This is a genomic window from Paenibacillus profundus, assembly GCF_021369635.1.
Lineage (GTDB): Bacteria > Bacillota > Bacilli > Paenibacillales > Paenibacillaceae > Paenibacillus_B > Paenibacillus_B profundus.
The window spans coordinates 72224-96428 of the sequence record NZ_JAJNBZ010000001.1 but is presented as its reverse complement, the minus strand read 5'-3'; the positions used below and the strand labels follow the sequence as shown (position 1 = coordinate 96428).

Genomic DNA, 24205 nt, shown 5'->3' with positions numbered 1-24205 from the left:
ATTCGATGTCGAATTACATCTTGGGATGCTTCGTAATCGAAAGGGGGCTTTTTGAACATCCTCCAACTATGCATTTGTGATCGTATATCGCTATCATATCAAAAAGAAAGAGCTCGTCCAATATGAAGGAGTGAATAGAGTGCCATCAGAGAAAAACTTGCGAACGCCACGCAAGAAAAAACGTAAATGGATATTATGGACCTTCATTGCGCTCGTTATTGCAGTTGCTGCAGGCATATACGGATTTCTACGTCCCTATCCGGCTGGTTCCAAAGCGGATCAGGCGTCAATCTCAACCGAAAATGTCAAAGTATATGCGGAGGATGGCTTGTTCGCGTTCGAGACTGTTCGTACACCGATAGCTAACCTCATACTATACCCTGGCGGACTAGTCGAGCCGGAAAGCTATGCCGTATTGGCGCGCGGGTTGGCCGAGCGCAAGGTCAATACATATATTTTGAAGATGCCGCTCAATCTGGCCGTCCTGGATAGCGACGGGGCAGAACGCGTCCTCCCGAAGTTAGATAAGTATGCTCGGCAAGTGAGAACGATCGTTGGAGGTCATTCCTTGGGAGGCACAATGGGGGCAGAATTCGCGAAAAAACACCCGGATGCCGTGCAAGGTTTAATCTTGTTGGCGTCTTATGCAAATAGCGATATATCTAATTCCAATATTCCGGTATTGTCCATTTATGGTTCGAAGGATGGCGTATTAAACTTGGAGCGATATATGAAAAACAAAAAATATCTCCCGGAAATTCTAACCGAACACGTCATTCAAGGAGCCAACCATGCCCAGTTCGGAGATTACGGCAATCAAAAAAAAGACTATGCGGCCAGCATTTCCGACGATCATCAAATTCGTGAAACGGTGGACGTAATCGTGTCGTGGCTCACTTCGTTGCCGTCACAATGATATGACAGCTCCGCACCCCGGATTAGACTGAAGTGCAGAGCTATAGGCACCTTAATAATAAGGAATTAATGCTAAGGCAATTAGCACCGCCAATGGCAGCACCAATTGATTGAAGCGACGGCCGTAGCCATATGGATAATAGTAGCCCGGATAATATCCTGAATATGCCGTATCGACATACGGCGGCAGCGCGTAGGGAGTGCCTGCATAAGGATAATATCCATAAGGCGCAGCTGAAGGGGTCATGTAAGGCACCGAGCAACCGGCCATCGGAACGGCCAAATACAGATGTTCGTGATCCACGCATTCGATAACTCCTTGGTATACGCACCCGTCCATCGTCTGGACTTTCACATAACGATGCATATGCTTGTGACATAGTTCGTGCATCGATTCTTTTTGTACAGTTGCGCCAGCCGTAGGCGGGGGTGAAATTCCGACAGGTATGGGCGTCGCTGTCGTTGGTGCCGGCTTTACGCCGGTTTTTTCCTTCTCCATAGACGTCTCTCACTTTCTGCAATCGCTTGAGATACAGTCATGATATTCGCCTATGCGCGAAGGTGTGCATGGGGGAAAAATGGACAAAAAAAAGAGCACCTCGTCCCCCGCTAACAAGCGGGCAGCGCATTATACGCTGTGAACGTACTGCGCCTGCAAGCAGGTCAACTGCCAGGCAGCATGCCTGCAGATGCTTGCAGAAGCAATACGGTCACCGAGGTGCTTACAAAAGATTGATGTCGGCTATCTGTATTATAACAGCGCTCTGAAACTGTTACTGTGACGTATTTCACATGAAATTAATTCACCTCAAATACGATCAGGGAGCCTCTACCGGCTTGCTCGGCAGGCAGAACCTCTAATTTGCGCGGCAATCGTGCACGAAGCTCCGGAACGTGACTGATGACACCTACCGACAACCGATCCGTATGAAGCTTCTCCAAGGAGGTCACGACTGTATCCAGTAGTTCTGGATCCAGAGTCCCGAAGCCTTCATCCAGAAAGAAGAACTCCAGCGGATATATCCCTCGCAGTTGAATTTGCGCAGACAAGGCCAGCGCGAGTGCAAGCGAAGTCAGAAATGTTTCCCCGCCTGACAAGGTAGATACCGGCCGGCGAATACCGCCGTTACCATCATCACGAATAACGAAACCTCCGCCTGAGTCGACTTCCAGGGCATAACGCTGTTTGGTCAAGCTTTTCAATCGCTCTGAAGCGGCTCGGCTTACTTGCATGAGCTGCTCCTCAGCTACGAACTCCACAAATGCATTGCCTCGGAATACGCTTTGCAGTTGGTGCAGGCGGCCCAGATACGTTTCGCCCCGCACACGTTCAGCTTCAAGCGCTGCCCAGCGTTCGTGCTTGCTGCGCAGCTCCTCTGCATCTCGTTCAGCTCTTGCACGGGCTGCCAGAGCCGCTTCATCACTCTCTACAGATTGCTGCCACCTTGCAACGCAAGTCTGCCACTCTTCCTCTGTGACGGACGTACCGCCGATACGTTCCTCCAATCGCTTCAATTGCGCGCCCAAGTCACGCAGCTCTTCGTGATGACGCTCCAGCTCCGCCTCCAAGCGCTTGCACTCTTCAGACGAGCGTCTGGCTGCCAGCACGTCATCGAGATGGGCAAAGGAAGATTGACGCAATTGAGCCTGCAATCGTTCCCCGGCAGTGACAGCACGTTCCCCTAGGCCGTTCCAAGCTTGTGCCGCCAAAGCCGCACGCTGCTGTGCAGCTTCGTTCACATTGCGAGCGGCATTCGCTTCCTGCCTCGTCCGTTCCGCTCGTTCACGGATATCAGTCAGGCGGGCATACGTCTCGACCGCAAGTTGCTCGATCGGCGGTCCATCTAACCAAGGACGAAGCCTTTTCTCATAATCGGCGATCAACCGAACGATGCCGTTCCACTCCGCCTTCGCTTGCACCCGCTCCATATCTGCAGCCTGCTTCAACTGCTCATGGCGGCGAATATGGCTTTGCGTCTCTTCAATGTAAGCAACACTCTTCTCCAACCGAACGCGGCAGTCGGCCACAATCGCTTCCCGTTCGCGCCACTGTTCCCTGACACGTTCCATCTCCACAAGATGCCATCCGAATCGTTGATATTGCTCGCCCCAGTTCGCATGCTCCTCCCGCAGCGACTGTTCAGCTTCATTCCAGAGCGATTCCGCTTCACGGAAAGCACTGGCTGAAGTCTTATATGATGCCAAAGCTTGCTGCAGCTCCCATTGCTTGTCCGTTGCTTGCTGCATAATGCGCTCCATCTGTTTCCCCATGGATCGGGTGTCCTGCGACAACGATTGCAGCCTGTCATCGAACGGGTTGAGCCCTGCATCATGCAGTATATTTTCCATCTCGTCGCGCTTTTGCTTTGTCATCGGAGGCAGGCCGAAGGCGGAAACGGCGGCTCGCCCATCAGTTGAGTCTTCCCCGATGCTTGGCGTTATGCTTTCCACCCTTTCATCTGCTGCCGTATGCTCTTGATTCACTGTAAAGTCGAGAGCGGCTGCGAGCTCATCCCCAACTACGAATCCTTCACCCAATCGAGGTGTGACGGATCGCTCCTGCACCATGCTGCGCACGCGTCCAGACAGGTCTTGCAGCCGCGCAATCCACTGCTTCAAATCTGTTCTGCTTCGTTCCCATTCATGCTCGGTTGTAAGCAGCATCGCCTTTAGCCTGTCCTTCACTTGCTCCCAACGTAACCAGCGTTCATCCCAGCCCTGATCTGAACCTGCCTGTTCATCTTTCGGAACATGAGCAGGCGCCGGATGGTTTGCAGAGCCGCAGACTGGACACGGAGAGTGAGGTTGCAGCTGAACGGCAAGCCGCGCGGCAATCTCTTGCTCCGCCTGCTCCCGCTGTGCTTGTCGAGCCTGCTCCATCAGTTGCTCCACCTGTCCCAGCTCGTCTTGCAATTCGGTCCGCAGACTTTGCCAAGCTCTGGACAATTCGGTTCCAGAATCGACTTGATTGCGTACCTCGCGCGCGTGCATGACGATGTGGCCAAGCGTTTCGTTCCATGCTGCCGCCCCTTGAGCCGCAAGCTCCGACTGCTTCTTCTTGTTTTCTTCCAGTTCCTTGCAGCGGGCCTTCAGCATACTCAGTCTTTGCCAGTCCGTTACCGCTTGCTGGAATTGTTCCCGTTCCTCGCTCGGCTTCTCATGCGAGGAGAGCAGGTCGCGCAGCTCCGCTTGGCGTTCTAACGCTTTCTTGAGCTGTTGCTCCGCCCGTTCTGCTTCAGCTGAAGCACGGGTATAGCGCGCACTCGCTTCTTCGAACCGCTCATTCCATTCCTCCGCCTCCTTACGCAGACGTTCGCTCTCCCCGTGAAGACGAGCCGCTTCCTGCAGCTGCTCAGAGCGCAGCACTAATTCCGGCTCCTCTGCTTCCTTGCGGCGGATTGCTGCATCTGCCGCAAGTTGGGTACGCTCCGCTTCGCTCATCGCATGGCGTGCCGCTTCATCGGCCGTACGATGCTCTGCTTCCGCAGTCTGGCGCTTCGCTTCAAGCTCCCGGACTTCGAGCAGGAACGGAGCGATCATTTCGGCTTCCTTCGCTTTCATCAGCTGTTCTTGCTCCAGCGCACGCTCCGGCGCCTCCAATTCCAACTGAGCCAGGCGGCTGCTTAGGCGGCTCTTTTCTTCCATCCAGCCCCGCTTCTCAGCTATATCCCGGTATTCACACTCTGCCGCGATTTTCTCCTCACGGGCTCGTTCCGCGAGCACAGACGCTTCTCGCAGCGCTTCTTCCGCCTGATTCACCGCTTCCTCTGAAGCATCGCCAAGTCCCTGTTGTTCTGCGCTGCAGGCTCGTACTTCCCCTTCTGTCTCCTTCACCTTGCGCGATAACTTGATGGCAAGCTCATCCCCGTACTTCTCCAACGAGAACAGACGCTGCAGCATTTGGCGCCGGTCGCTGCCTTTCAAGGACAGAAATTCGGCGAATTTGCCCTGAGGCAGCACGACAGCTCGCGTGAAATCATCCATTTTCAAGCCAATATGATGTTCAACGCAGCGGGTCACTTCGGCAAGCTTGTCCGCAATGACGACCTCTCCTTCCGGACGCACCTCAATAAAGCGGCTGACAGTGTTGCCAATCGTCACATCACCTGTACGTTTAAATCGACGTTCGACCCGGAATGTCTGGCTGTCCCCCGCTCCGTTCAGCGAGAAGCTAAAAGAAACCGATAAAGTGTCCTCCGCCTGATTCATAATTCCCTGCGTACCGTTCGTCGCCCGCTCCACCTTCCCGTATAGCGCTAGCGTCATCGCATCTAGAATTGAGGATTTCCCGCTTCCTGTCGGACCGAAAATACCGAATAACCCTGTTTCGCAAAGTGCTCGGAAGTCTATGCGCTGTTCTTCACGGTAGCTTTGCAGTCCAGACAGCTTCAACTCGATAGGCTTCATGCGCTTTCGTCCTCCTCTTCCCGGTCACCGATTAATTCCAAGAAGCATTCCACCAAGGCATCGTCAGGCTGAGCCCCGCCCGTCTGACGTTCATAGAAGCGGCGGAACAGCTCATGCACCGGCATCTCGCTGCGCCGGCCTTCCTCTTCCTCCATCCGCTCCATTTCCGGGTATATCGGCCGAATATGGACAATGCCTTCGTGGGCACGGCGAAGCTTCTGTATCTGCTCCATCGTTAACGCGTCCGTTAGAGAAATGCTTACGTCAAGCCATGCTTTCGCATCGCGTCCTTCCTCAATCCATCGCAGCACTTCCTCGTAGCCGCCGCGCGCATTCCACTCCACCAGGGGCTTCCCGGATGCAAGATAACGCCCTTCAGGTACAGCCCCCTGTCCTGGAGCAATATCGAGCAGGGTGACCGATTTGGTCTGTCCCGCTTCAGAGAAGCTGTATGCTAACGGGGAACCGCTGTAGCGAATCGTACCCGGTCCCTTGACGGCTTGGGGACGGTGCAGATGGCCAAGCGCGACGTATTGGACGTTGCCCGGTGCATCCTGACATGCAAATACGCTTGGATCAACCGTATAGGCGCCTCCGACCTGTATCGGACGTTCTGAATCGGTCTCCACTCCGCCAAGCACATATAAATGACTCATAATGAGGTTAATTGCAGATGGACGAAAACGCTGCGCTTGCAAAGACAGCAGTTGGCCGACTCTGGCGCTGTACGCGCTTCTCAGCACCTGTTCCTCGTTGCAGGCGGATAACAATTCTCCCAGGCGGGACTCAGAAGGATACGGCAGCGCCGCGATAACGGCTTCTTCTCCGGTTCGTTGACACGGAACAATGACGGGAGCAATGCTCGGCTGCCCGACAAGTGTAATTCCATGACTGCTTACGAGCGGAGCCGAAGCTGATACACGCTCCGGGTGATCATGATTCCCGGAGATGATGACCACCGGTCGTTGCCCTCCCTGCGATAGTCTTGCCACTGCCTCGTAAAATAGCAGTTCCGCCGCAGCCGGCGGATTGACCGAATCATACACATCGCCCGCAATCAGCACAAGATCCGCTTGCTCCTCATCGGTCAAGCGGACCAGTTCGTCAACGAAGGCCGCCTGTTCCTCCAAGCGGCTCCTGCCCTCCAACGCGCGCCCGAAATGCCAATCCGCCGTATGCAGAATACGCATGAAATATCAACTCCCTTCTCCCATCATTTTGTAAATTCCACCTATTTGTTGCGGCACCTTATATATACAAACCCTCTTCACTAACCCAAAGGCCTTAGGTTAGCATTCGAATGTTCCGCTACAGCTCGCAAGCTTCGCACGAGTCAAAGAAATACAACACCTTGCGGTCAACAGGGCGCTTCCAAATATGTTCAATTGCTCGCGCATACACATTCAGTTGGAAACGGTAGTGCTCTCTTAACGCTGGCAGGCCGCCCCGGTGGGGCAGAACTTTATCTGTCTTGAAATCAAGCAGCACAAGCTGTCCGTTCCATTCGAACAGACAGTCGATAACCCCCTGAACGAGCACCGTCTCATGATCCAGCAGGCCGGAATCGTCACGTGCAGCAAACGTAGAGGTGGCAACGAATCGCTCCCGGGAAGCTGATTCCGCTGCGTCCAATGCACCATGAACCGCTTCCTCTGCCGTAAGCTTCTCTTGCCACTGCCTTTTCATTTCCACCGTATACGCTTCAGCGGCTGTCAAGCCATAGCTGAACGGCAGCTCCCGCTGCACCCAGGCAGCCTTCAGCAACTGAGTTCCGACTTCACTATCAAAGAAGGCAAGCACCGCATCCGTCTGCACCACGTCCGCCTGCTTCTCTGTCATGAGCTGCTGCCCGACCATATAAGCCAACGTCTGTTGAATGATCCCGGCCGTCATCTGATCCTGCAACGGCAAATGCTGCATCAAAGTATGATAAACCGTTCCCCGTTCTGCCGGAGTTACATGCTGTTCTTCCATGAAGCGCGGACGCTGCAAATGCAGCGTGAACCCGTCCCCATACCCAAGCCGAGCCGAATCGCCGCTCTTGCCGGGCTGGGCCGCCGCAGCCGCTTCAGACCGATAGCCAGCCTCCGTCTCCGCTTCTTCAAGCGCTGCAGCCTCCGCAGCGCCCTCTTCGCCTGATGCAGGCTGCTCGACCCACTCGACCGACGGCCATTCCTCCGCAGCGGTGAGCCGCTTCATTTCTGTAACGGATGTCTTGGCCGGCAGCATAGACGCAATCCGATGCGGGTCACGCCAAGCGAGCCGTTCCTCAATCCACGCTTGCCATGGTGATTGCGGCTTATCCTGAAGCAATTCCAGCTTGCTGATAGCTTCTAGCATCGCCGATCTTTCCTCGTCAACGCTGGGGACCTCAAGCGGTAGTCCTGCTGCCAGCACAGATGCCGGCATGAAGGACAACTGCCAATCCGCTCGTTCATCTATCAAGCAAGCACCGTTCCGATTCGGCAGACCTGCATATCGACGCCATTCCGCCGCAGCCGGGTGACGCATGATAGCCGGTCCGATCCAATCGAGATAAGACCGGGCACGCGCCACCATATAATCCGGCAGCAGCAGCGGGTCAACATCCAACGCTTCGCCCCATTGCTGGATTACCTTCTCAGCGTCATTCACCGTTCCGATGAGAATCATCTTTTCCTTCGGGCGCGTCAACGCCACATACAAGACCCGCATCTCTTCGGCTAACAATTCCATGCGCATCTGGCGCTTAATCGCCAAGTTCGGCAGGGTCGGATACGTTACCCGCAATGCCTCATCCACATATCTCGGGCCGAAGCCGAGCTGCTTATGCATCAAAAACGGCGCAGTCAGGTCCTGCTGGTTGAATCGTTTGGACAAGCCTGCGAGGATGACGATCGGGAACTCAAGCCCTTTGCTCTTGTGTATCGTCATGATGCGTACGACATCTTCCTGCTCACCAAGCGCGCGGGCCGTTCCTAAGTCTCCCCCCGTATCCCGCATCCGATCGATGAAGCGCAGAAAACGGAACAAGCCGCGAATGGACGATGATTCATATTGACGGGCACGGTCATACAATGCCCGCAGGTTCGCCTGACGCTGCATTCCGCCAGCTAGCCCGCCTACCCATTCGTAATAACCAGTCTCCCGATACACCTGCCATATTAATTCGGACAAGCTGCCTTGCCGCGCGGCGTTGCGCCACTGCTCCAGCCGGTTCATGAAGCGGCGGAGCTTGCTTGTCCAGTCGCGGCCAGCCTCAGTTGATATCGGAATCGGCTCTTCGGACAGATCCAAATCCTCAGGAAGCGTATCACCGGCTTGAGGGGACCCCGGTTCCGCTTGCAGCGCAAGACAGACTGCATCATAGAAAGAACCTTTTCCCATTAACCGGATGTGCGCCAGCTCCTCCGCTGTCAGTCCGACGATAGGTGAACGAAGCACGGCCGCTAACGGGATGTCCTGCTGCGGATTATCAATGACTCGCAGCAGCGATAGTACGACTTCAACCTCAGTCGCTCGGAAATACCCCGTGCTGAACTCCGCATAAGCCGGAATTCCTTCCAGCCGCAGCTCCTCCACCATCAGGGGCGCCCAAGCTTGCGTAGCTCTGAGCAGGATGACGATATCCCGATACGTAACTGGCCGCATACGCTTCTGCGTCTTATCAAAGACAAGAAACGGCGGCTCTCCCTCATCACCCAACAGACGACGAATCCGAGAAGCTATGGCCCGCGCCTCCAATCGCGCGGTCTCTATCTCGGAAGGATCCAGTCCAGCTTGAGATTCTGCTCCGCTCTCTTCGTCTGCGGCAGCTTCCGCTTCCTCATCATCCACCGCTCCCGAAGCATCAGTCCCGACTTGTCCCCCTTTCTCGATAATCATCAGCTCTGTCGCGTAATGTTGCCGCTTCTCTAGCTCTGCGGCGCTGACGCTCGAGTCTTCCGCCATCTGCTCTACCGTCGGATAAGAAGCCCCGCACACAAGCTCAGCAGCTTCGTCATACGACAATTCAGCCACATTAGGGCTCATAATTTGGCGGAATAGCATATTGACTGCATCAACGACTCCTTGACGGCTGCGGAAGTTGCGGGCCAAATCGATACGTATGCCCTGTCCGCTCCCGTCAGCGGCATAGGATTGGTATTTATGCAAAAACAGCCCCGGTTCCGCTAACCGGAAACGATAAATGCTCTGCTTCACATCGCCGACCATGAAGCGGTTGCCTTTGCCAGGACGCGTAATCAGGTTCACGATAGCCTCCTGGACCATATTCGTATCCTGATATTCGTCCAGTAAAATTTCAGCGAATTGCTGCTGGTATTCCAGAGCTGCTTCAGAAGGGGTATCCTGCTCAGGCGTCGAATCTCTGTGGCGCAAGATGCGCAAACAGTAATGCTCCAAGTCCGAGAAATCGAGCCAGCCCTTCTTCCGCTTAGCTCCTTCAAACCGTTCGCCGAAATCGCGCACGACATCCGCTATCGCTTGCATAATCGGAACGAGAGCGTTCAATTCCGTCAGAAACTCCTCGGGCGTACGCCGGAACAATTCATCCTGCAGCTGCTGCAGCCGTGCTTTCGCTTGATCGCGCAGCCGCTTCACCTGCTCCTGCAAAGATTTATCATATTGGTCTCCGCGGCAAGCGGCTAAGCGGCCAAAAGCCAACAGGTCAAAGGAGGCATGCAATTGTTCCCATGGTTCACGGTGAGCAGCCTCTGCCAGAGCTAGCGCTCCTGCAAGCTCTTGTTCCAGCGTCTGACGGTAAGGCTCAGGTCCTCCCGGAGCGTCCAGCAGCCGGTTCGCTTGGCGCAACAGCTGGGCGATGCCGTTCAGCGTGAGCCGTGCATCAGCCATGACGCTTTCTGCCCAGGACGACTGCCCGAGCTGGGCGATGCTTCTTACTTCGAACGCAGCCGCCATTTTGTTCAACCACGCGTCAGGCCACGGATGGCTGCGCGAGAAATCATATAGCCGCTGCACTAAGCGAAACGCGGCTTCATCGCTGCGTTCTCCGCTGAACCAATCGACCATTCGTCTAAATTCCGGTCCAGCTGCGGCATAACGCTCTTCGAACAGCTCTTCCAGCACATCTTGGCGCAGCAGCTCCGTCTCCGTCTCATTGGCAATGCGGAAAGCCGGGTCAAGCGACACTGTCTGAAAGTGCCGCTGAATGACCTCTAGACAGAAGGAATGCAGCGTCGTAATCGATGCGCGGTTCAAGAGAGCCAGCTGGCGGCGAAGATGCTCCGACTCAGGATTCTCCTCAAGCTCGCGTTCAAGCGCGAGCCGGATACGCTCTCTCATCTCTGAAGCAGCCGCTTTCGTAAAGGTCGCTACAAGCAGCTGATCGACATGAACCGGAGCGAGCTCGTCACTAATTTTGCGGATGATGCGCTCAACAAGCACCGCTGTCTTACCCGAGCCAGCAGCTGCTGCAACGAGGACATTTTGTCCACCGTCGACGATGGCCCGCCACTGCTCGTCTGTCCACGTGCTATCCGCAGGCTTCGACGGCAGTTCCCGGACAGCGAGTTCGTCGTTGCCCTGACCTTCCTCCACGACCGCGGTCTCAGGATAGGATAGGAAGAGATCAAGCGGCTCGCTGCCCGCGTTCGCATTCTGTTCAGATTGCGTGCGGCTGTCAACTTCCACATCATTTTTTTTATTGCTCGACTGTGCCATTTCCCGGCTCCCCTCCTTCCAGCTTCATCCACGCTTCCTCTTTCGTCAGCCGCGGGAGCAAATGATATTGATTGCCATCCACCAGCTCATCAAATTGACAAACCGGTTTAAATACACAAAAATCGCAAGCCTTCTTCGTCCCTAACCGGTATGGCTCGATCTGAACGTCTCCATCCGTAATGCGCGTTCCGATATGTTGGATAACCGACCGTACGGTGCGGCGCAGCACATCCCACTGCTCTGTCGTCGCGACGGAGGCGTTGCTGTAGAACGTTCCATCAGCTTTGACAGCAACCGGGAGAATGTCGGAGTAGCCCTTCTCCAACGGCTCATCCATCAATGCCACGACATCGCGGTCGGCTGTGACGAGGCCGCGCAATTTAAATTTCTTCAGCAGCTGATCGTATGCTTGCTCCATCGTTAAGCCGTTCGACGCTTGCAGCAGCGGATTATGAACGTGGAAATACAAGGTTCCGGCCGGCAGTGCCGCCGTCCCGAGCCATTGCTCCGCATACGTAATCAGCACGTCCAAGTACGTCAGCATTTGCAAGGACAGTCCATAATAAACTTCATGCAGCTTCAAATCCGTTGCGCTTGATTTATAGTCAATAACCCGCAGCAGGACGCCTTGGTCATGAACCGCTTTGTCGACACGGTCGATCCGGCCGATAATTTCCATCGTGCATCCATTCTCGAGCGTAAAGCGGAGCGGTGGCAGCAGCTTGTCCGGCCCGAAGTCCATCTCGAGCGCAACCGGCTCGAAATGACCACGCTTCGCATGTTCTCCCAGAACGGAAGCGGCACGGCTGACGATATGCTTGAGCTTGCCGGATATATGCTCATAGCGTTTCGAGCTCAATAGAATTTCCCCTTGCAAACGGGGAGCCAGCAGATCCACGATACGATCGGCCTCAGCACGGCACTCCTCGGGGGTCAAGGCGGCCCACGTCCGGTTGTCAGCCTGCAAATCCATAGCAAAGCGGCTTAACGCAGCATGGAACAGTTGACCGATATCAGGCGCATCTAAGCGATACAAGCGGCGTTCTTTCAACTTCAAGCCATGTGATGCAAAATGTGAAAACGGGCAGGCAACGAAGCGCTCCATCCGGGATACACTCGTGCGCAGATCCCTCCCATACAGCTTCCGGCTAGTGTTGGAAGCAAGCGGTTCGACTTGATTGCGGTAGACGAGCGAGCTCATCAAGGAGCTCAGCCGGTCATGCCATGCCGGCTGTAAGGCAAACCAGCGGTACACCTCCCACCACATTGCAGCGATAGGCCGGCCTTGCCTCCATTCTCTCAATTGGGCGACCAGATGCTTCAAGGCTGCTTCCGGATACGATATGAAGAAGGCTTGTTCTTCTTCGTTCATGAACTCGTTCGGCTCCGCGAGGATGAGCTGCTCCTGCACTTGTGGGAACAAGCTGCGGACATGGCGTACAATTTCGGACGGCAGCAGCGATTTGCCCTCTTCATCGGCAAGCGCATAGCTCATCCATAAGCTCTCGCTAGGCGAAGTTAGCGCTCGATAGATGGTAAAGCGCTCATCCAACAGCTTGCGGCGAATGCCGGGAGCGAGCTCCATCCCGATTTGCAGCAGCACGTCGCGTTCGTGCTCTGTCAATACCCCGTCTTCGATCGGGCGGGCAGGAATGATGCCGTCGTTCACGCCCAGCACATATACATGCCGAATCTGGCCCGAGCGCGTCCGATCCATCGATCCGATGAGCACCTGATCCAGCGCCGGGGGGACCAAGGCCATCTTCACGCTTTCAAATCCGGTCTCAAGCATTCCAGCGAACAGCTCGACAGACATCGCTTCTTCCCCAACCATCTCCACCATCTGATCCAATATGTTCAGCATCGCCCCCCATAGTTGGCGATGTTCACGCGCACGCTGCACTTCACCGTCAAGCAAAGCCTCTTGGCTCATGCGCTCCAGCTTCTGCGGCACGTTCAAATCCATCCAAAAGACGTACATTGCTTCACACATGCCGCGAACGTTTTTGCTGCGGGTCAGAGCGCGGGCAAAGGCCGACACAGGCTCCACGATAGCCTGGCGGCACCGTTCCACCCATTCAGGCGCTTCGCCACTCGGCCGCTGCTGACGTTCCTCATCCGCTTCAACCGGAACATCCGTCGCATCGGGATCCAGCGACAGGCTAGGTTCAGCGGGCCACGGTCGACCGTTCGTCCATCTGGATCCTGCAATGCCGCATGCGAGCACGTAATTTTCCAGTCTATCGAAATGCTCCCGTGTCATGCTCCCGTCTTCAGGCAGCAAAAAATCCGTCTTCACAAACCGGAACACGGCATCATAGCGCCAATGCCCAATTAAAATATCGAGTGCCGCACGAGTCATCTCCACGAACGGGTGATGCAGCACCGCCCGCTTCTGATCCGTAAAAAACGGGATGTTCGCATCAGCGAAAATGGTATCAATCAGTTCCCCGTAATCTGCTATGTTGCGCACCGTGACGGACATTTCGCGCCAACGAACGCCTTCGAACTGAGCGCGGCGCAACATATCGCGGGCGACCGCTTCGACTTCCACGCGGCGGTTCACGGCTGCATGTACAGTCACAGAGCTATTTGAAGACGGTGCTTTCCTCCCTTGGTTCGCGGCGCTCGCCGCTTCCTTATACGGCACTCTCCGTTCAAAGTGCCGTTCCAAATGGGAAAGCATCCCCGAGGCTGCAAAGCGCGGCAGCCGTGTCCCTTCCATTTCGTCGAGCTTCGTTATGCTGCCGATCTCCACCCCGATTGTATCCGCGATGTCTCTCATTTTCAGAAACGTCGTGGCCGTCGGGTGGAACAAGTTCAATTCATGCGGCGTATCCCCCAGATCGTAGACCCGATCCAAGCATAGCGTTAAGGTCACGTTCGGCGCATGCAGCATCAAGGATGCCAGCACGGCATATTCTTGCGGTGTAAATCCGTTAAAACCATCTATCCATATTGATGCCTCGCGCACATAGCTGGAATGAGGTATCCTCTCAGACAACCGGGCAAGCACATCCTCTCCATCCAAATAATGCTCGGCAAGCTCCGCTTCGAACTCATGCATCACGCCTGCAATATCACGCAGCTTCGCCGACAATAGCGGCTGACCGTTCACATGGTTCTCTACGAATGTCAGGTGCTCATCTACCTCTGCAGCCTGAATGCGATACCGCTTCATTTCATCGAACAGCTCATTAAGCTTCTCAATGAATCCGAACTGCTCAGCCGCACCTGCAAACAATGGCAAATCAGCTTTGTGCCGCTGCAATATTTTGTACAGCAGCATCTTCTTCCCCTCTTCGCTTATCGGCGTCAAAGCCGTTCCGCCTGTTTCCTGCATGACCCGGTAGGCGAGTCGGCGGAAGCTTAGCACCTGCGCGCGCAGCATGCCCGGGATGTCCCCCGCCGAGATTAACGCATGCTCCGCTTGAAATGTCCCCTGCTCTGGCACAAGCAATATGACGGGCGGACCGTACGGCCTCTCGTTCAACTCATGCCGGATATGGTTCAATACGTGCGTCGTCTTCCCGCTGCCAGAGCGTCCAATGACAAAATGTAACGGCAATGTTTATCCCCCGTTTCGAATCGTAACGACCAAACGTATCTGTTGATCAGGTAAGGTCTGTGTTACACTGTCGCTAATGATATTTGTTGCTTCATTAACAGCCTCTCTTCGGCAGCTGCGCCCTTTAAGAGGTTCTTCAAAAAGCTCCCTTTTGATCACGCACTTTAACTCTCAATTGGATCCATTATAGCATATTGTAATCTCGCAATAGAACGCATGTTTGGAAGTGATGCCAGTTATTTGCTTAGAGGCTGGGGGAATAGTTTGGTTTCATTTTAGAGCATAGGTAAAGGAGGCACATACTCATGATCCACATCGTAAACGGAGATTGTACGGCAGATCGTCTCCGTCCGCTCGCCAAGACGCATTGGAACGAAGACGTATGGGTGTACTCGGAATTGTTGACCGAAGGACCGGTATATTCTAAATTCGAACGTTATTTAGCATACCGCGCCCTGCAATTGGTACGAATGTGCGCACTGCCGGCAGCCATCTACTTGCAGAAGAGCAACGAACAAGAACGGACATGGAAGTCGGACATACAATCCGCCACTCATATTGCGCTGTGGTTCGAGCATGATTTATTTGACATCACGATGCTGCTTCGTCTGGTCGATCGGCTGACCAGAGAGAACCCGAACGCCGAGCTGTACTGGATCGATATTGCCTCAGCTCCGGAACACGATCGGTATCAAGGGTTTGGTGTGTTGCATGCGGAGCAGCTGCTTCCCTATCGCGACCAGGCCATGCTGTTGACAGCAGAAGTGAAGGACTGGCTGCAAGGCGCTTGGCTAGCCTATACAAGCCCGAATCCGCTTAGGTTAGTGCAATGGGTGTACGAGTCGCAAGACATTCCCGCTCCGTATTGCGCGATCACGGAGGGACTCCGCTTTCACCTATCGCGATACCCAAGCACGCTCGATGGGCTCGGTGTCGCTGAACGCCTTACCTTGGAAGCGGTATCTCAAGGACAATCCTCATTTATTGAATGCTTTCGCTATGTTGGGGATCGCTTGCCTGAATACGGATTGGGAGATTTGCAATATTGGGGCTACTTGAGGCGAATGACGGACGGCACACATCCGCTGCTCTGCCTCGCCCCTGATTCCGATCCTCTTCCCGAACCGCTGCAGCCGCCACTTGCCGGCGCTGGCCGGCTTGAGCTGACTTCGTGGGGACGGCAGACGTTGGCGGGAGAAGTGAACTGGGCTCTTGCAGGCGGATACGGCCGCTGGCTCGGCGGCGCTTTCATTACGAAGCCGCTTGAATAAGCATAACAATAACAACAAAGAGCACCCTGTCCACACTGCAATCATAACGGTGCAGGCAAGGTGCTCTATTAATAATTATTACTTGGAACGCACTTCAAATATAGCGAACTTTAAATAGTGTCCTTCGTCTACTCCTGCGATTTGCGGGTGATCTTTGCCTGCTGGCCGCCACTCGATAAGCCGCAGCACTTTGCCCGCATCCTGCGCCGCATCGAGAATGGCCTGCATGAACTTATCGGGACGCATATGGTAGGAGCAACTGGCTGTCACGAGATAACCACCTTCGTTGATCAGCTTCATCCCGTGGAGATTGATGTCTTTGTATCCGCGGTAAGCCCCTTCGACGGCCCCGCGCGTCTTGGCGAAGGCCGGCGGGTCGAGGATAACGACATCCCATGTCCGGCCGCCTCCTGCCGTCATCGGCTTCGACGTATCCGCCTTCTTCTCACCATCCGCTCGTTCCACTCGCTCTTCGACACCGCGCACCTGTTCACGCAAGTAATCAAACGCATCGGCCACGACGAATTCCACCCGGTCCATGAACCCGTTCAATTCGACATTCCGTCGCGCGCTTTCCATCGCATGCTCAGAAATATCGAGACAAGTCACCTTCTTGGCACCATATTTACAAGCATTCAGCGTAAAGCTTCCCGTGTGGGCAAAGCACTCCAGAACTGTCGCTCCATCCCACCAAGGGTATGTTACTACTTTGCCGTTGGCGTTGACCGGAAGAAGCTCGATCCCGTTCTCACTTTCCATTTTTCGTCTTACGATGCCGCTGCGTCGGCCCCAACCGGTCATGAGCGGCGCAATGGATGCGCGGTTCTCCCGCTGATCGAAGAAATACCCGGTCTTCTGCCCTTCCGCAATGTCGACTTCAATGATAAGCTCATTCTCCTTGACGGTGACATGGCGCGGACATTCGCCATACAGCACGCCTGTCGTCTGTTCCAATCCTTCCCGTTCTCTGATTGGCACATCGCTTCGTTCGTAAATGCCGCGCGGCTGCATCACGTCAACCAAAGCACCTACGATGTCTTGCCGATGCACATCCATGCCGAGCGTCAAAATCTGAACGACCAGTACGTCATCAAATCGGTCTACGACAAGTCCCGGAAGGAAATCCGCTTCCCCATATACGAGACGATAAGCGGATGCGTTCGGCAGGAAACGGTCACGGTGTGACAGACACTGCTCTATGCGCGAACGAAACCATTCACGGTCCATCTTTTCAATGGACTCATAAGCAACGACACGGACGACGATTTGAGAAGCTGGATTATAATAGCCTGTCGCCATATACTTCCCTTGCGCATTCAACACATCAACGAGTGCCCCTGACACGGGCATCCCTTCCACTCGCTCCACTTCTGACTGGAACACCCATGGGTGGGAACGTTCAATCCGTTTTTTTCGAGAACGGTTTAATATGATGCTTGGTCTTAACAATTGCTTTTCCCCTTTCGGCTCATAGCTTGTCATCGTTGTCCCATCGGCGGCATAAGTTGAACCAAGGACAACATAATCGGCTGGTTTAAAAAGGACCCTTTTCAGCACCGAGAAGGTTGCAAGAACCGACTTGTCTAACAACCTCTAAATGACAAAGGAGCATTCTATGTTTAAAGAAATTTGGTACCCGCTCTTCGGAGGCCTTGCCGTATTTCTGTTCGGCATGAAGACAATGGAGCTGGCCCTGCACGCGTGGGCGGGACCTTATTTGAATCAGTTTCTTCATACATCGACCCGTACACCTTTGAGAGGCATGCTGTTCAGCACCGGAATGACCGCACTGCTGCAGAGCAGCACCGCCATTACTGTCATTGCGATCGGGCTCGTCAACGCGGGACTGGTGAGTTTCTCGCGGACGCTCGGCATTATATTGGGAACGAACATCGGTACCTGCTTGACGACCGAGCTCATTGGGCTCAACATCAACCGATATGCGTTCCCGCTGCTGCTCGCAGCCGCTGGCTGCTGGATAGCCGCCGTTCTGGGCGACGAATACCGCCCAGCCTTGCTCAGCCGCCTGCAAGCTTGGTGCAGGCCGCTGCAGTACGGCTCGATTGCGGCTGCAGGCTTCGCGCTCATCCTGCTCGGCATCGAATGGATGAAGCAGATCGGCGAGCCGCTGCAGCAGCGGGGCTTGTTCGCGTGGTTTCTCGAACGCTCCGGCGACAGCCTGCTCTGGGCAGTAGCCGCCGGCATAGTTATCACCGCGCTCGTGCACAGCAGTGCGGCCATCATCGCCATGGCGATGGGCTTATCCGCCACCGGCGCACTGCCGGTCGAGGTCGGCATCGCCATCGTGATTGGCTCGAACGTCGGCACTTGCTTTACAGCACTCATCGCCTCCCTCGGCGGCAGCCGCAGCGGTCAATTCGTCGCCTGGAGCCACGTTGCCCTGAACGTCGGCGGCGCACTGCTCTTCTATCCGTTTATCGGTCAGCTGCACGCACTGTCCACATGGCTTACCGGTGATGCGGCGGGACAGATCGCCCGCGCGCAGACGATCTTTAATATTGGGAGCTCTCTCCTGGCGCTGCCGCTCTGTTATTTGCCGCTGTGGAACCGGCTCCGGTAATAATCGCAATGCCGGAGCTCGTGCCGATGCGGTTCGCCCCGGCTTGAATCATGGCAAGCGCGGTCGCTGTATCTCGCACCGCCCCGGACGCCTTCACGCCGATATGCGGGGATACATTCGCGCGCATAAGGCGAATGTCCTCCGCTGTAGCGCCGCCTTTACCGAATCCGGTTGACGTTTTGACAAAATGGGCGCCCGCCGCTTCCGATGCCCTGCAAGCGGCAATCTTCTGCTCCTTATTCAACATGCCTGTCTCGAAGATGACCTTGACGATCGCTTTGCCATCCACCATGCGGACTACTTGCGCGATATCCTGCTCAACCGTCTTATAGTCTCCCGCAAGCAGATGCCCGATTTGCAGCACCATATCGATTTCCGCTGCTCCGTCCTCCACCGCGCGCGCCGCTTCGAACGCCTTCGCCTGCGAAGCGTTCGCTCCAAGCGGGAACCCGCATACAGCCGCAATCCGCACATCGGATCCCGATAGCAGTTCCCGGCATGCAGGCACCCAGATTCCGTTCACACACACACTGAAAAACCGGTGCTGCTTCGCTTCTGTACACAGCTTCTCGATATCGCCGCGGCTTGCCTCCGGCTTAAGCAGCGTATGGTCGATCAGACCCGCCAATTGCGTAGGCTCCATCATGTTGCAGTCCCCCTAATTATCGGATTTGCTTATGAATTGGAATCGATTCAGATTGCTCACTCGCTTCGTTGCAGCGGCTATTACTGAATTAACTGAATTTCCAGCTCCTCACACGCTTTAAGAAGGATGTGATCATTATTATCATAGCCGGACCCCTTTTGTTTCACCCACGCTTCCTGCGGAGCAAACCAGTCCACACTGCGAATTTCCTCAATTTGAGCCTGTAAATCACCTGTTTCCGCCTCTACGAGGTAATAGTGCACTTCCTTATCGACGGTACCCACTTGCGGGAGAGCATATTGATAATAGATCGTGTCGAGCTTGGAAACGATGCGGCCCCGAATCCCAGTCTCTTCCCAAATTTCGCGCAACGCCGTCTCCTCGATCGTTTCCCCCGGCTCCATTTTCCCTTTGGCTAACGAAATTTTGCCGTAACGATCTTGAATCAATTGGAATTCCAGCTTTTCTCCACGTCTGCGATACACTACACCGCCGGCTGATATCTCTTTCATAAGGCATTCCTCCAACATGAAAACTTAAATATTAGTGTGTGTTCAAAAGCGGCCACTCTAAGCAACCTCTATTATGTATATCCTAACTGAAAAGAAGGAGGATTTCACCTTCTCCCTCATAAAGCGGAAGCTGAAATCCTCCTTGTTCATATTACATGTTAGCCGCTTGCGAAGTGATGTTTGCACCTTGTCCCATGACGCGGGTCAACACACCTTGGCATTCGTTGACACCCGCTTCCGTAATCTTGACGCGGCATATTTGTCCGATGAGGGATTCATCGCCTTCAAAGATCACTTGAATGTAATTATCCGAATATCCCATCAGGTTGCCCGCGCCCGGAGCACCATTAGTATAGCGTTCCGGAATAACGTCCACGACATCCCCAACGAACTGCTCCCCATATGCAAGCTGCATCTGTTCGGACAGATCGATCAGTTCATGCACTCGGGCATGCTTCACTTCTTCATCCACTTGGTCTTCCATGCGCGCAGCCGGTGTGCCGGTACGCTTCGAGTATGGGAATACATGCATTTCAGAGAAGCCTACTTGCTTCATAAATTCATAACCTTGGCGGAAATGCTCATCCGTCTCTCCGGGAAACCCAACGATGACATCCGTCGTAATGGCCACATTCGGCATCGCTTCCCGAATGCGCGCAATTTTAGTGGCGAATTCTTCCACCGTATATTTGCGGCGCATGCGCTTAAGCACTTCATCATTGCCCGCTTGCAGCGGAATGTGAAGATGGCGGCACATTTTTTCCGATTTGTTGAGCACCTCTATCATGCGATCGTCGATTTGACTGGCCTCAATAGAACTGATGCGCACCCGCTCCAACCCGTCGATTTTGTCCAAATCCCATAACAGATTGGTCAGGTCATAATTGTCCATATCATCGCCATAACCGCCCGTATGGATACCGGTGAGTACAATCTCCTTGTAGCCCGCTGCGACAAGCTGGCGTGCCTGCTTCAGAACGCTGTCTGATTCACGGCTGCGTGACAGACCGCGTGACCACGGAATAATGCAGAAGGTACAGAAATTGTTGCAGCCTTCCTGAATCTTCAAGAAGGCGCGCGTCCGCTCTGCGAAGTCCGGCACGTCCAGTTCCTCGAACGCACGGGTCTTCATAATGTTGCGGACCGCATTAATCGGCTTGCGTTCCGCATGCAGCTCACGAACATAATCCATCAATTTATCGCGATCCTGGGTACCGATAACGAGATCGACGCCAGGTATGTCGAGAATTTCCGCCGGCGAAGTCTGCGCATAGCAGCCTGTTACGGCAATGATGGCGTCGGGATTGCGGCGCACGGCTCGCCGAATAATTTGGCGGCTCTTCTTATCTCCCGTATTCGTAACCGTACACGTATTGATCAAGTAGACGTCTGCCGTTTGTTCAAAATCAACTTGTTCATAGCCTTCATTTTTAAACAGCTGCCAGATCGCTTCCGTATCATAGAAGTTCACTTTACAGCCCAGTGTATAAAATGCAACTGATGGCATCGTTCACACTCCTCCCAGCTCTCCGAATTGATACATGATGCAGGTGCATGCCGCCATCCCTGCTGTTTCCGCTCGCAGTATGCGCCGCCCCAAGCTGACGCAGCGAGCACCGGCCTCCACCGCAGCTTCGACCTCACGCAATGAAAACCCGCCTTCCGGACCGATAATGACCAGAATGCGAGCTTCCTGTTGCGACTGCTGTGCCTTACTGTGGAACGTCCTATGAAACGGTTCGAGCACATCACGCAGCAGCGTTCCGACTTCATCCTCATAACATAGCAGCACGAGATCGTATTCACTGTAGTGCTCCGTTAGCGCCTTCCAGGACACAGTCGAATCGATCGCGGGCACGCGATTGCGGTGTGACTGCTCTGCTGCTTCTTTCGCAATCTTGCCCCACCGTTCTAGACGCTTTGCTTCCTTCTTCTGATCGTATTGAACGATAGTTCGCTCCGATACGAAAGGGATGAAGCGCGCCGCGCCGATCTCAGTGCACTTCTGAATGATAAGCTCCATCTTGTCGCCTTTCGGCAAGCTCTGAGCAACAGAAACAAGCACGGCCGGCTCCCGGTCCGCCGCCAGCAGCTCCACGATACGCGCTTCCACGGCGCCGTTCTCGCAGCGTTCGATCATCGCCTTCGCTTCACGGCTGGCACCGTCGCTCACGATGACAGTGGCGCCGGGCTTCGCTCGCATTACATTCACAATATGATGCGCGTCACTGCCTGTAATTTGTATGTGTTGTTCCCCGAACTGTTCCGGGGCAATAAAGTATTTTTGCATCGTAATCAACATTCCCCATCATACATGTTTTGCGCTTGATGCGCTACCGTTGACAACATTTTTCAAACGCAATCAATCCCGTAAGCTATGCTCCGCATTATCTGCCGACGATGAACAGCGCAGCTTTCGAGAACTCGAATACAATCGGCTCAATAAGACTAAACAACGGCTGGATCGTTACTTTGCGCAGGCCCGGAATAAACACGATAAGCAAGAAAATAAAAATAGACCATTGCTCAAACTGCTGCAGACGAATCCGTACTTGACGCGGCGCCAAATCCTCAATAATGCGATAACCATCAAGCGGCGGCAGCGGAATGAGATTGAACAAGAACAGCAGCACATTGAAAGTAATGAAATAATTCAAGAAATAATAGATTGCCGCATGCCAGCGCTCAGATGATTCCAAATTCACGAAGCCGTATTTCAAGCCCAGATGAAATAGAAGCGTACCGAGAAACGCTAACAGCAAATTGCTTACCGGCCCCGCCGCGGAGACGACAATGCCCATGAGACGCGGATGCTTGAAATTATCCCGGTTGACCGGTACCGGCTTCGCCCATCCGAAGCCTGCGATTACAAAGAACAGCAGGCCAAGAAAATCAATGTGCTTCGTCGGGTTCAGGCTGACCCTTCCGAGCATCTTCGCTGTCGGATCCCCGAACTTCCACGCGAAGAAGGCGTGGGCGAATTCGTGCACGGTAAAGGCAACCAAGAGGACGAGCACGAGAAAAGGGAGCAGCTCAAGCTCGACAAAAAATATTTTATTTAAAAAATCCATATCGTTTTTTCCGCCCTTCTAGGAAGGTTTGCGCGCAACAATCGCGACCCAATCCGCTTCCCGATGCTTCGCTTCGATTATAAATCCGTTAGCTTTCAGCGCCTCTTCCACTACCTCTTCCTTATTTTTGTAAATACCGGAAGTAATATAGATACCTCCAGGCTGAAGCGCCGCAAGCACATCCTCGATAAAGAGCAGAATAATTTCAGCCAATATATTCGCCACCACGACTTGGACCGGAAGCGTAACGCCGAGATCGGTTCCTTCCTCCTGCCCGCTCGTCTTGATGATGTGCAGCAAATCGCCCTCGCGAACCGTAATATCGGACTCCAAGCCATTAAGGCAGCTGTTTTCGTTTGCGCTTAATACGGCTACAGGATCCAAATCAATTGCGAGCACGTGCTTGGCTCCTAATTTACATGCGCCGATCGCCAGAATGCCGGAGCCTGTTCCGACGTCGATTACGTCTTCTCCACCTTGAATGACACTCTCCAGCGTGCGGAGACACAAGGAAGTGGTCGGATGCGTACCTGTGCCAAAGGCCATTCCGGGGTCAAGCTCAATAATCTGTTCCCCTTCACCCGGACTATATGGTTCCCAAGTCGGCTTGATCGTCAACCGTTCCGTTACCCGGATCGGCTTGAAATATTTCTTCCACGCATTAGCCCAGTCGTCTTCATGAACAGTGCGCCACGACATGACTGCCTCTCCTGGCTCGATGTCGTACGTGCGAAGCTCTTCGATACGTGCTATCACCTCGGCTTCAATGGCGCGCAGATTGGAGCCATCGGCAAAATAACCTTGCACGATAGCTTGTCCTTCCGGAATATCGTTCAGCGGCAGATCATACAATTGGCCGAACGAAGTATCCCGCTCCTTGTTCAGCGTGCCCGATTCTTCAATCGTCACACCGCCTGCTCCCGCTTCATGCAGGAAATTCGATATCATTTCAATGGCTTCTTCTGTCGTATGTATCGTTAATTCATGCCAATGCACGATCGTACATCCCCCTATGCCTCATTCTATTTTTATGATGTCTACACATTCTATTTATTGTACACAAAAATAAAACTCCATACAACGAGCGCTCATCATGAGTCATTCGAATGCAGGAGTTTCATTCCGGTAGTTATCGACACGACCGCTCATTCTATTCGTTCAGCGGAGTGCCGTCATGTTCGCGCAGGACGGCATATACTTGGTCCAATGTTGATTCGGTAACGTCAGCGCTTACGATATACCCTTCATTGGCTTGGGTAACTCGAATGTCATGGGCCCGCAATACGCTCAGCTTTCGTTCACACATATCGGCTGCCGCTCCGGCAGCAAACCGCGCCTCGACATATGTCATGACTGCTCAGCCCGTTCATCTGCCTGATTCGCGCGCTCCAATGCCTTCATGTCTTCCGCATCGGCTTGATCCATCGAGAACTCGACATCCTCATTTTTGCCGAGGGAAGCGTTGGATTGGCTGACGACCGCGTCGGCCTGTTCTGTGTAATTGCTCGCATTGCGTCTGTGATTATCCCGGTACGTGCTCATCATTACATCCTCCTTATGCTGTCAAGTCAAG

The 24205-nt window shown here is 54.1% G+C and carries 17 protein-coding genes; 3 read left to right on the top strand and 14 right to left on the bottom strand.

Features of this window, described 5'->3' with window-relative positions; translation table 11 throughout:
• Positions 1-139 precede the first annotated feature (139 nt).
• On the top strand, positions 140-916 hold the full coding sequence (locus tag LQV63_RS00385) for an alpha/beta hydrolase (protein ID WP_233695309.1): 777 nt from the start codon (positions 140-142) through the stop codon (positions 914-916).
• Positions 917-967: 51 nt separating this feature from the next.
• On the opposite strand, the gene LQV63_RS00380 is transcribed toward LQV63_RS00385, so the two are convergent.
• The 5 genes from LQV63_RS00380 to addB all read right to left on the bottom strand — a co-directional run bounded on the left by LQV63_RS00380 (position 968) and on the right by addB (position 14551).
• Positions 968-1414 carry a hypothetical protein gene (locus LQV63_RS00380; RefSeq protein ID WP_233695308.1) on the bottom strand — a complete coding sequence of 149 codons (447 nt, stop codon included), beginning with the start codon at positions 1412-1414 and terminating at the stop codon, positions 968-970.
• 299 nt (positions 1415-1713) lie between these two features.
• Complete coding sequence (locus LQV63_RS00375; protein ID WP_233695307.1) at positions 1714-5322, bottom strand: AAA family ATPase; 3609 nt, start codon at positions 5320-5322, stop codon at positions 1714-1716.
• On the bottom strand, positions 5319-6512 hold the full coding sequence (locus LQV63_RS00370; RefSeq protein ID WP_233695306.1) for an exonuclease SbcCD subunit D: 1194 nt from the start codon (positions 6510-6512) through the stop codon (positions 5319-5321). The genes LQV63_RS00375 and LQV63_RS00370 overlap by 4 nt, the downstream gene beginning before the upstream one ends.
• Before the next feature lie 118 nt (positions 6513-6630).
• Positions 6631-10983, bottom strand: a complete 4353-nt coding sequence (locus tag LQV63_RS00365; RefSeq protein WP_233695305.1) for a UvrD-helicase domain-containing protein — start codon at positions 10981-10983, stop codon at positions 6631-6633.
• Positions 10964-14551 carry a helicase-exonuclease AddAB subunit AddB gene (gene addB / locus LQV63_RS00360; protein ID WP_233695304.1) on the bottom strand — a complete coding sequence of 1196 codons (3588 nt, stop codon included), beginning with the start codon at positions 14549-14551 and terminating at the stop codon, positions 10964-10966. Before addB ends, LQV63_RS00365 begins: the two co-directional genes overlap by 20 nt.
• A 305-nt stretch (positions 14552-14856) precedes the next feature.
• Here addB and LQV63_RS00355 point away from each other — a divergent pair, with 305 nt between their 5' ends.
• Positions 14857-15822, top strand: a complete 966-nt coding sequence (locus LQV63_RS00355) for a DUF1835 domain-containing protein (protein WP_233695303.1) — start codon at positions 14857-14859, stop codon at positions 15820-15822.
• A gap of 78 nt (positions 15823-15900) precedes the next feature.
• Here LQV63_RS00355 and LQV63_RS00350 read toward each other — a convergent pair whose 3' ends face one another.
• The gene (locus LQV63_RS00350; RefSeq protein ID WP_233695302.1) at positions 15901-17304 is read right to left on the bottom strand and encodes a class I SAM-dependent rRNA methyltransferase; all 1404 of its coding nucleotides are present in this window, start codon (positions 17302-17304) and stop codon (positions 15901-15903) included.
• Between the two features lie 133 nt (positions 17305-17437).
• Between LQV63_RS00350 and LQV63_RS00345 the strand changes: the two genes are divergently transcribed.
• The gene (locus LQV63_RS00345; protein WP_019422511.1) at positions 17438-18403 is read left to right on the top strand and encodes a Na/Pi cotransporter family protein; all 966 of its coding nucleotides are present in this window, start codon (positions 17438-17440) and stop codon (positions 18401-18403) included.
• Here the strand turns inward: LQV63_RS00345 and deoC are convergent.
• The 8 genes from deoC to LQV63_RS00305 form a co-directional block, all read right to left on the bottom strand.
• The gene (gene deoC, locus LQV63_RS00340) at positions 18336-19049 is read right to left on the bottom strand and encodes a deoxyribose-phosphate aldolase (protein ID WP_233695301.1); all 714 of its coding nucleotides are present in this window, start codon (positions 19047-19049) and stop codon (positions 18336-18338) included. The two genes, LQV63_RS00345 and deoC, sit on opposite strands and share 68 nt — an antisense overlap.
• A gap of 80 nt (positions 19050-19129) precedes the next feature.
• On the bottom strand, positions 19130-19561 hold the full coding sequence (locus LQV63_RS00335; RefSeq protein WP_233695300.1) for an NUDIX hydrolase: 432 nt from the start codon (positions 19559-19561) through the stop codon (positions 19130-19132).
• A 151-nt stretch (positions 19562-19712) separates the two neighbouring features.
• Positions 19713-21068 (bottom strand): tRNA (N(6)-L-threonylcarbamoyladenosine(37)-C(2))-methylthiotransferase MtaB, encoded by a 1356-nt coding sequence (mtaB, locus tag LQV63_RS00330; protein WP_233695299.1) that lies wholly within the window; start codon positions 21066-21068, stop codon positions 19713-19715.
• Between the two features lie 3 nt (positions 21069-21071).
• Positions 21072-21851: a 16S rRNA (uracil(1498)-N(3))-methyltransferase gene (locus LQV63_RS00325; protein ID WP_233695298.1), complete on the bottom strand. Its 780-nt coding sequence runs from the start codon at positions 21849-21851 to the stop codon at positions 21072-21074.
• Between the two features lie 97 nt (positions 21852-21948).
• The gene (locus LQV63_RS00320) at positions 21949-22632 is read right to left on the bottom strand and encodes a site-2 protease family protein (protein WP_019422516.1); all 684 of its coding nucleotides are present in this window, start codon (positions 22630-22632) and stop codon (positions 21949-21951) included.
• An 18-nt stretch (positions 22633-22650) separates the two neighbouring features.
• The gene (prmA, locus tag LQV63_RS00315) at positions 22651-23628 is read right to left on the bottom strand and encodes a 50S ribosomal protein L11 methyltransferase (protein WP_233695297.1); all 978 of its coding nucleotides are present in this window, start codon (positions 23626-23628) and stop codon (positions 22651-22653) included.
• A gap of 154 nt (positions 23629-23782) precedes the next feature.
• The gene (locus LQV63_RS00310) at positions 23783-23983 is read right to left on the bottom strand and encodes a hypothetical protein (RefSeq protein WP_019422518.1); all 201 of its coding nucleotides are present in this window, start codon (positions 23981-23983) and stop codon (positions 23783-23785) included.
• The gene (locus tag LQV63_RS00305) at positions 23980-24174 is read right to left on the bottom strand and encodes a YfhD family protein (protein WP_019422519.1); all 195 of its coding nucleotides are present in this window, start codon (positions 24172-24174) and stop codon (positions 23980-23982) included. Before LQV63_RS00305 ends, LQV63_RS00310 begins: the two co-directional genes overlap by 4 nt.
• Positions 24175-24205 lie beyond the last annotated feature (31 nt).

What these genes read in the sequence shown, in the direction of transcription:
- LQV63_RS00380 (WP_233695308.1), bottom strand. Translation starts at nt 1,414, where the DNA reads ATGGAGAAGGAAAAAACCGGCGTAAAGCCGGCACCAACGACAGCGACG.
- LQV63_RS00375 (WP_233695307.1), bottom strand. Translation starts at nt 5,322, where the DNA reads ATGAAGCCTATCGAGTTGAAGCTGTCTGGACTGCAAAGCTACCGTGAA.
- LQV63_RS00370 (WP_233695306.1), bottom strand. Translation starts at nt 6,512, where the DNA reads ATGCGTATTCTGCATACGGCGGATTGGCATTTCGGGCGCGCGTTGGAG.
- LQV63_RS00365 (WP_233695305.1), bottom strand. Translation starts at nt 10,983, where the DNA reads ATGGCACAGTCGAGCAATAAAAAAAATGATGTGGAAGTTGACAGCCGC.
- LQV63_RS00355 (WP_233695303.1), top strand. Translation starts at nt 14,857, where the DNA reads ATGATCCACATCGTAAACGGAGATTGTACGGCAGATCGTCTCCGTCCG.
- LQV63_RS00350 (WP_233695302.1), bottom strand. Translation starts at nt 17,304, where the DNA reads ATGACAAGCTATGAGCCGAAAGGGGAAAAGCAATTGTTAAGACCAAGC.
- LQV63_RS00345 (WP_019422511.1), top strand. Translation starts at nt 17,438, where the DNA reads ATGTTTAAAGAAATTTGGTACCCGCTCTTCGGAGGCCTTGCCGTATTT.
- deoC (WP_233695301.1), bottom strand. Translation starts at nt 19,049, where the DNA reads ATGATGGAGCCTACGCAATTGGCGGGTCTGATCGACCATACGCTGCTT.
- LQV63_RS00335 (WP_233695300.1), bottom strand. Translation starts at nt 19,561, where the DNA reads ATGAAAGAGATATCAGCCGGCGGTGTAGTGTATCGCAGACGTGGAGAA.
- mtaB (WP_233695299.1), bottom strand. Translation starts at nt 21,068, where the DNA reads ATGCCATCAGTTGCATTTTATACACTGGGCTGTAAAGTGAACTTCTAT.
- LQV63_RS00325 (WP_233695298.1), bottom strand. Translation starts at nt 21,851, where the DNA reads ATGCAAAAATACTTTATTGCCCCGGAACAGTTCGGGGAACAACACATA.
- LQV63_RS00320 (WP_019422516.1), bottom strand. Translation starts at nt 22,632, where the DNA reads ATGGATTTTTTAAATAAAATATTTTTTGTCGAGCTTGAGCTGCTCCCT.
- LQV63_RS00310 (WP_019422518.1), bottom strand. Translation starts at nt 23,983, where the DNA reads ATGACATATGTCGAGGCGCGGTTTGCTGCCGGAGCGGCAGCCGATATG.
- LQV63_RS00305 (WP_019422519.1), bottom strand. Translation starts at nt 24,174, where the DNA reads ATGAGCACGTACCGGGATAATCACAGACGCAATGCGAGCAATTACACA.